At 37.6% G+C, this 6,437-nt stretch carries 4 protein-coding genes, 1 tRNA gene and 3 pseudogenes; 7 read left to right on the top strand and 1 reads right to left on the bottom strand.

Annotated features, from left to right (window positions below; all coding sequences use genetic code 11):
• Positions 1-181: 181 nt before the first annotated feature.
• The 7 genes and pseudogenes from AFK68_RS15720 (at position 182) to AFK68_RS15700 (ending at position 5,817) form a co-directional block, all read left to right on the top strand.
• Positions 182-1,306: an esterase-like activity of phytase family protein gene (locus AFK68_RS15720; protein ID WP_094673604.1), complete on the top strand. Its 1,125-nt coding sequence runs from the start codon at positions 182-184 to the stop codon at positions 1,304-1,306.
• A gap of 29 nt (positions 1,307-1,335) precedes the next feature.
• Positions 1,336-1,476, top strand: a complete 141-nt coding sequence (locus AFK68_RS36880; RefSeq protein ID WP_168186497.1) for a hypothetical protein — start codon at positions 1,336-1,338, stop codon at positions 1,474-1,476.
• A gap of 39 nt (positions 1,477-1,515) precedes the next feature.
• Positions 1,516-1,589, top strand: a tRNA-Asp gene (locus AFK68_RS15715).
• A 202-nt stretch (positions 1,590-1,791) separates the two neighbouring features.
• A pseudogene (gene gltX, locus AFK68_RS15710) lies at positions 1,792-2,432 on the top strand (glutamate--tRNA ligase); the annotation flags it as partial.
• A gap of 1 nt (position 2,433) precedes the next feature.
• Positions 2,434-3,374 (top strand): annotated as a pseudogene (gene gltX, locus AFK68_RS41855) (glutamate--tRNA ligase); the annotation flags it as partial.
• Positions 3,375-4,754: 1,380 nt separating this feature from the next.
• Entirely contained in the window at positions 4,755-5,048 is a 294-nt protein-coding gene (locus tag AFK68_RS45350) for a CAAD domain-containing protein (protein WP_371357407.1), read from the top strand.
• Positions 5,049-5,322: 274 nt separating this feature from the next.
• On the top strand, positions 5,323-5,817 hold the full coding sequence (locus AFK68_RS15700; RefSeq protein WP_094673602.1) for a hypothetical protein: 495 nt from the start codon (positions 5,323-5,325) through the stop codon (positions 5,815-5,817).
• Between the two features lie 76 nt (positions 5,818-5,893).
• Here AFK68_RS15700 and AFK68_RS36870 read toward each other — a convergent pair.
• A pseudogene (locus AFK68_RS36870) lies at positions 5,894-6,437 on the bottom strand (hypothetical protein); the annotation flags it as partial.

Below are 6,437 nucleotides of genomic sequence, written 5' to 3'. Positions count from 1 at the left end.
TCCATGCAGCCAACTGACCCAAGCAAATTTACAGAACAAGCCTGGGATGCTATAGTAAAATCCCAAGATGTTGCTAGACGCTACCAAAAACAACGCCGAAAAACTATAGCAATGGGTTGGGAGACCAAACCCCTACATTTTTTTCACAAATAATTTACGATTACTATAATAATTAGGAAATATGAACAAGAAAAAAAATCAAATATTTATATCGTTGATTTTCACCTTCGTTACTTGTTTAGTTATTCTGGGAATTACAGCCATAGTTATTAAGTCAATGACTCAAGCAACTATTCCTCAAATCACTTTTTTAGGAGAGGTAAATTTTCCCACAGGTTTAACATTTAAAAATACAGAAGTAGGCGGACTTTCTGGCATAACTTATAATCCAGATCAACAAATTTATTACGCAATTTCTGATGACCGTAGTAGTAAAGCACCAGCCAGATTTTATACTCTAAAAATTGACCTAGAGGCAGATAAAATTTCAGAGGAAACTGTAACTTTTATAGATGTCACAACTTTATTAAATGAAACAGGTAAATCATTTCCTCCTTTGACTCTTGATCCAGAAGGAATTACTTTTACTGGAACTAATTTATTGATCTCTTCTGAAGGAGATAGAGAACGTCAAATACAACCATTTATTAGAAAATTTTCTTTGGCAGGTAAACAACTACGAAATTTGCCAATTCCGGAAAAGTTTCTTATACAAGCTGACAGTGGAATTAGAAATAATATGGCATTGGAAAATTTAACTATTACTCCTAGCCAAAAATATCTCTTCACTGCCACAGAAAATGCTTTAGTTCAAGATGGGGCAGCAGCAAATATTTCTACTGGTAGTCCTTGTCGAATCTTAAAGTATGATTTAATTAAAGGTCAGCCAGAAAAAGAATTTCTATATATCACAGAACCTATTACTTCTACATCTAATAGTTTAGGTGGTTTGAAAACTAATGGTTTAGTAGAACTAATAGCCTTAGATGATACTCATCTTTTAAGTCTAGAAAGGTCTTTTTCTTTAGACACTGGAAATGTGATTAAACTATTTCAAGTTGATTTGTCAGAGGCAGATAATATTCAACAAATTAATAGTTTAAACAGTAAACTTACTAATATTTCTCCCGTACAAAAAGAATTACTGTTAGATTTCAGCAATCTAGAATTAATTTCAGACAATATTGAAGGAATGACCTTTGGCCCAATCTTGGCAGATGGTCGGCGATCGCTCATCTTAGTCAGTGATAATAATTTTAACCACCTACAAGTGACTCAGGTTCTCATTTTCAGCACTAATCTCTAGCCTTCAAAATCAAAAATCAAAAGTCAAAAGTGAAAGAAAAAGTATGGAAAGATTTATCTTCTAATCCTAAATCAAAAAAAATGAAACTCTTAAAGCCTTATATAGTAAAAGTTTTGGCTAAAACGAACAGAAAGATTCAAAAAAAAATTAGAGAAATGCTTGACAAATAAAATAGAACGCGCCATAATAATATATGGCTTGAAAAACAAGGGACTGTAGTTCAATTGGTTAGAGCACTGCCCTGTCACGGCAGAAGTTGCGGGTTCGAGCCCCGTCAGTCCCGTACAATAGATAACTTAACACTCATAACAAATCTCATCAATATTACTGTTTGATGAATGCCTAATTTTTATGGTAAAAGTAGGAAATCAAGTCAGTATCAAAATTAGAGATTTTTACATCACTCTGGTAAATATAAATATCTTCTCAGATTTAACCAGAAGTAGAATAAAATCTAAAAACAAAAAACTAAAATAGAAATTGATATGAGTGTTAGAGTTCGTTTGGCCCCAAGCCCAACAGGAAATTTACATATCGGTACAGCCAGAACTGCTGTATTTAACTGGTTATTTGCAAAAAACCAGAAAGGAAAATTTATCCTCAGAATAGAAGATACAGATTTAGAGCGCTCCCGTCCAGAATATACTAAAAATATTACAGAGGGACTAACTTGGTTAGGATTAGAGTGGGATGAAGGACCATCTTATCAGTCCCAACGTCTAGAACTATACCAGAAAGCAACTCAAGATTTACTAGACAAAGGATTAGCCTATCGCTGTTATTGTACAGCAGCAGAACTAGAGGAAATGCGGGAAGCTCAGAAAGCCAGAAAAGAAGCACCCCGCTACGACAACCGTCACCGCAACCTCACGGCAAAACAACAAGCAGCTTTTGAAGCAGAAGGAAGGCAAGCTGTAATTCGCTTCAAAATAGATGATGACCGGATAATTACCTGGAATGATATGGTCCGGGGGAAAGTAACTTGGAAAGGAAGTGACTTAGGTGGAGATATGGTCATTTCCCGTGCTGCAGGAGGAGGGAAAGTAGGACAACCCCTCTACAATATGGCAGTGGTAGTAGATGATATGGATATGAAAATTACCCATGTGATTCGGGGTGAAGACCANTAACTTGGAAAGGAAGTGACTTAGGTGGAGATATGGTCATTTCCCGTGCTGCAGGAGGAGGGAAAGTAGGACAACCCCTCTACAATATGGCAGTGGTAGTAGATGATATGGATATGAAAATTACCCATGTGATTCGGGGTGAAGACCATATTGCTAATACAGCTAAACAAATATTACTTTATGAAGCTTTAGAAGGGAAAATGCCAGAATTTGGTCATACACCTTTAATTCTGAATAAAGAAGGACGAAAATTGTCAAAACGGGATGGAGTAACTTCAATTTCTGATTTTCAAGAATTGGGTTTTACTCCCGAAGCACTAGCAAATTATATGTGTTTGCTTGGGTGGACACCTCCAGATGCAACGCAAGAAATATTTACCCTAACAGAAGCAGGAGAAAAGTTTAGTTTTGCCAGGGTGAATAAAGCAGGAGCTAAGTTTGACTGGGATAAGTTGGATTGGATAAACAGTCAATATTTACATAATTTACCAGTAGAACAACTGACAGATAAATTAATTCCCATCTGGCAAAAAGCAGGGTATGAATTAGATCCTAAAGGCGATCGCTCTTGGTTAGAACAACTAACAGCATTAATAGGACCTAGTTTGACTCGTCTGACAGATGCAGTGGAAATGAGTAAGTTATTCTTCTCTCCTACTGTAGAACTAGATGAAGCAGCAACAAAGCAAATGCAGAATGAAGATTCTGTTAAATCTATTAATTCTCTTCTAGAAATGATAAATGCTGATGTACCTCTAGGAGCGAATGATGCACAGCAAACTATTAAAAAAGTTACTCAGAAGGTTAAGGTTAAGAAAGGGATTGTGATGCGATCGCTAAGAGCATCCTTAACAGGTGCTATGCAAGGACCAGATTTAATTCAGTCGTGGTTACTGCTGCATCAAAAGGGTTTTGATGTATTACGGTTCAAAAAATCTTTAGGTCAGGAAATTGAGGAAACTAAGAAAGTAGAAACTACTCCTAATAAGAGTGAAGTTAGTGGTGTGGTAGAAACAGCAGTTGCAAAATCTCCTGCTTTATCAAAAGAAGAAACTAAGACAACAAAACCACCTGAACAAAAACAAGTAACAGAGAACAAAGAGACAAAAATTTCAACACCAGTAACTCCGAAAACTCCAACTACTGGTACAGCAGCTAAGACTTCAACTGAACCAAAGGTAGAAAAAGAGAGTAAAGTTTCCACACCAGTAACTCCAACTACTCCGAAAACTCCAACTACTGGTACAGCATCTAAGACTCCAGCAGAACCAAAGGTAGAAAAAGAGAGTAAAGTTTCCACACCAGTAACTCCAACTACTGGTGCAGCAGGTAAGACTCCAGCAGAACCAAAGGTAGCAAAAGAGAGTAAAGTCTCAACTCAGACAACTCCAACAACTCCAACTACTGGTACAGCATCTAAGACTCCAACAGAACCAAAGGTAGAAAAAGAGAGTAAAGTCTCAACACCAGTAACTCAGACAACTCCAACTACTGGTACAGCATCTAAGACTTCAACTGAACCAAAGGTAGAAAAAGAGAGTAAAGTCTCAACTCAGACAACTCCAACAACTCCAACTACTGGTACAGCANCATCTAAGACTTCAACTGAACCAAAGGTAGAAAAAGAGAGTAAAGTCTCAACTCAGACAACTCCAACAACTCCAACTACTGGTACAGCATCTAAGACTCCAACTGAACCAAAGGTAGCAAAAGAGAGTAAAGTCTCAACTCAGACAACTCAGACAACTCCAACTACTGGTGCAGCAGCTAAGACTTCAACTGAACCAAAGGTAGAAAAAGAGAGGAAAATCTCAGCATCACCATCATTAGGAACTCCAACAACTGGTGCAGCAGGTAAGACTCCAAGTGAACCAAAGGTAGAAAAAGAGAGTAAAGTATCAACACCAGCAACACCAACAACTCCGACAACTGGTGCAGTAGCTAAGACTCCAACTGAACCAAAGGTAGAAAAAGAGAGTAAAGTATCAACACCAGTAACTCCGACAACTCCGACAACTGGTGCAGTAGCTAAGACTCCAACTGAACCAAAGGTAGAAAAAGAGAGTAAAGTATCAACACCAGCAACACCAACAACTCCGACAACTGGTGCAGCAGGTAAGACTCCAAGTGAACCAAAGGTAGAAAAAGAGAGTAAAGTCTCAACATCAGCAACACCAACAACTCCGACAACTGGTGCAGAAACCATAGAACAAAAAGTTGCTGCTCAGGTTGAAACTCCCATCTTAGATGACCAAAAACCTGTAGACACAGTAACCAACAAACCCATTGATATTGAACAATTCAATAAAATTAAAGAACAATTGATCAATATCTTTTCTAACTTTCCTGACTACATTAATCAATTCTATCAAGAATATCAAAGTCAGCTTAAAGTAGTTGGTTCGCTGACCTTAGCAATATTAACTTTGACGTTAATTGTGAGTTTTCTGCAAACGTTACAAGGAATTCCTATTCTATCAGTTAGCTTTGAATTTATTGGGATGGGATATGCAGTTTGGTTTGTTTACCGTTATTTGCTGCGAAAATCTAATCGGCAAGAATTATTAGATAAAATTGAAGATATCAAAGCAGAAATTGTTGGTAAGCAATCTTAAATAAGAGTTTTACATACTCAAAAAGAAAGGGGGAATCAAACATATTAAAGTGAAACAGCAAAATTTATGATTCACATTCCCCCTATAAGTTTTTTGACCATAAAATAAGCTCTCAAGCCTCCCCTTGACTGTGCCACGAGCTGTTGCTTTACAAGGGGATGAAAAAAATCAACTTCAGTATTTCAAGCCTCTGGCAAAAGGTGCGAGGTGCTGATAACTGATAACTGATAACTGATAACTGCAATGACTTTATTATCGGAAAACAGCACTCTCAATGAATAGAAATCAACTTAAAAAAACGATATTATTTTTAGGAGTATTGTTTTCATTAGCAGGGATGCAGAAAACCACCCCAGTTTTATCCCAAGATTTACAATTGACACCTATATTTGAAGATGTCAACCTCTATCCAAAATCTCCTCAAAACCGAATGATTATTAGAGGGTTAAGTGGAGGACCTATATCTGCGAAAGAAACAACAGGCAGAGAAAACACTGTAACAGGACCATGTGTAGGTTTTATTGATAAAGAACCAGATCATAGAATAATTTTAAATGGCTTTTTTGAATCTCTGAAACTTGAGGTTAAAAGTAGTGAAGATACAACTTTAGTCATTAGAGGTCCTGGAGGTAGTTGGTGTAATGATGACTTTGAAGGAAAAAATCCAGGAATTATCGGTCAATGGTTTTCAGGTACTTATGAAATTTGGATAGGTTCTTACCAAAGAAATAAATATTATCCTTATGTAATTAAAATTACTCAAGAATAAGAAGCTCATATAATAAAATATTGTTGTAGGGATGTTTCATGGAACATCCCTATTATGGCATCTATTTCCCTGTTTTCTATTCCCTTATTGATGGTAATTTTGTTGCAGATGGCATAGAATTATGAGGATTTTGTACTATTGGTTGGGTTGTGATTGGTATGAGATGAGGATTTGCGCTCGTCGGTTGTAGTTTTGGTGTGGGTCTTACAAGATCAGGATTTTTCACTATTGGTTGCGATGCAGGTGGAACAGGATGGGGATTTTTGATCGTAGGTTGAGGTCGCGGTATAATGGGATTGACCGATGTAGGTGCAACAGGTTGAGGTGGAACATTTGTTAACATTGGTTGAGGTCGCGGTCTGAGTCTGATAGGATTGACTGGTGCAGGTGCAACAGGTTGAGGTGGAACATTTGTTAACATTGGTTGGGGTCGCGGTATAATGGGATTGACTGGTGCAGGTGCAACAGGTTGAGGTGGAACATTTGTTAACATTGGTTGGGGTCGCGGTCTGATAGGATTGACTGGTGCAGGTGCCACAGGTTGAGGTGGAACATTTGTTAACATTGGTTGAGGTCGCGGTATAATGGGATTGACCGATGCAGGTGCCACAGGTTGAGGT

The sequence above is a fragment of the Hydrocoleum sp. CS-953 genome, from assembly GCF_002260545.1.
Classification (GTDB): Bacteria; Cyanobacteriota; Cyanobacteriia; order Cyanobacteriales; family Microcoleaceae; genus Trichodesmium.
The sequence above is the reverse complement of the archived record's forward strand: the minus strand, read 5'-3'. Positions and strand labels throughout refer to the sequence as shown.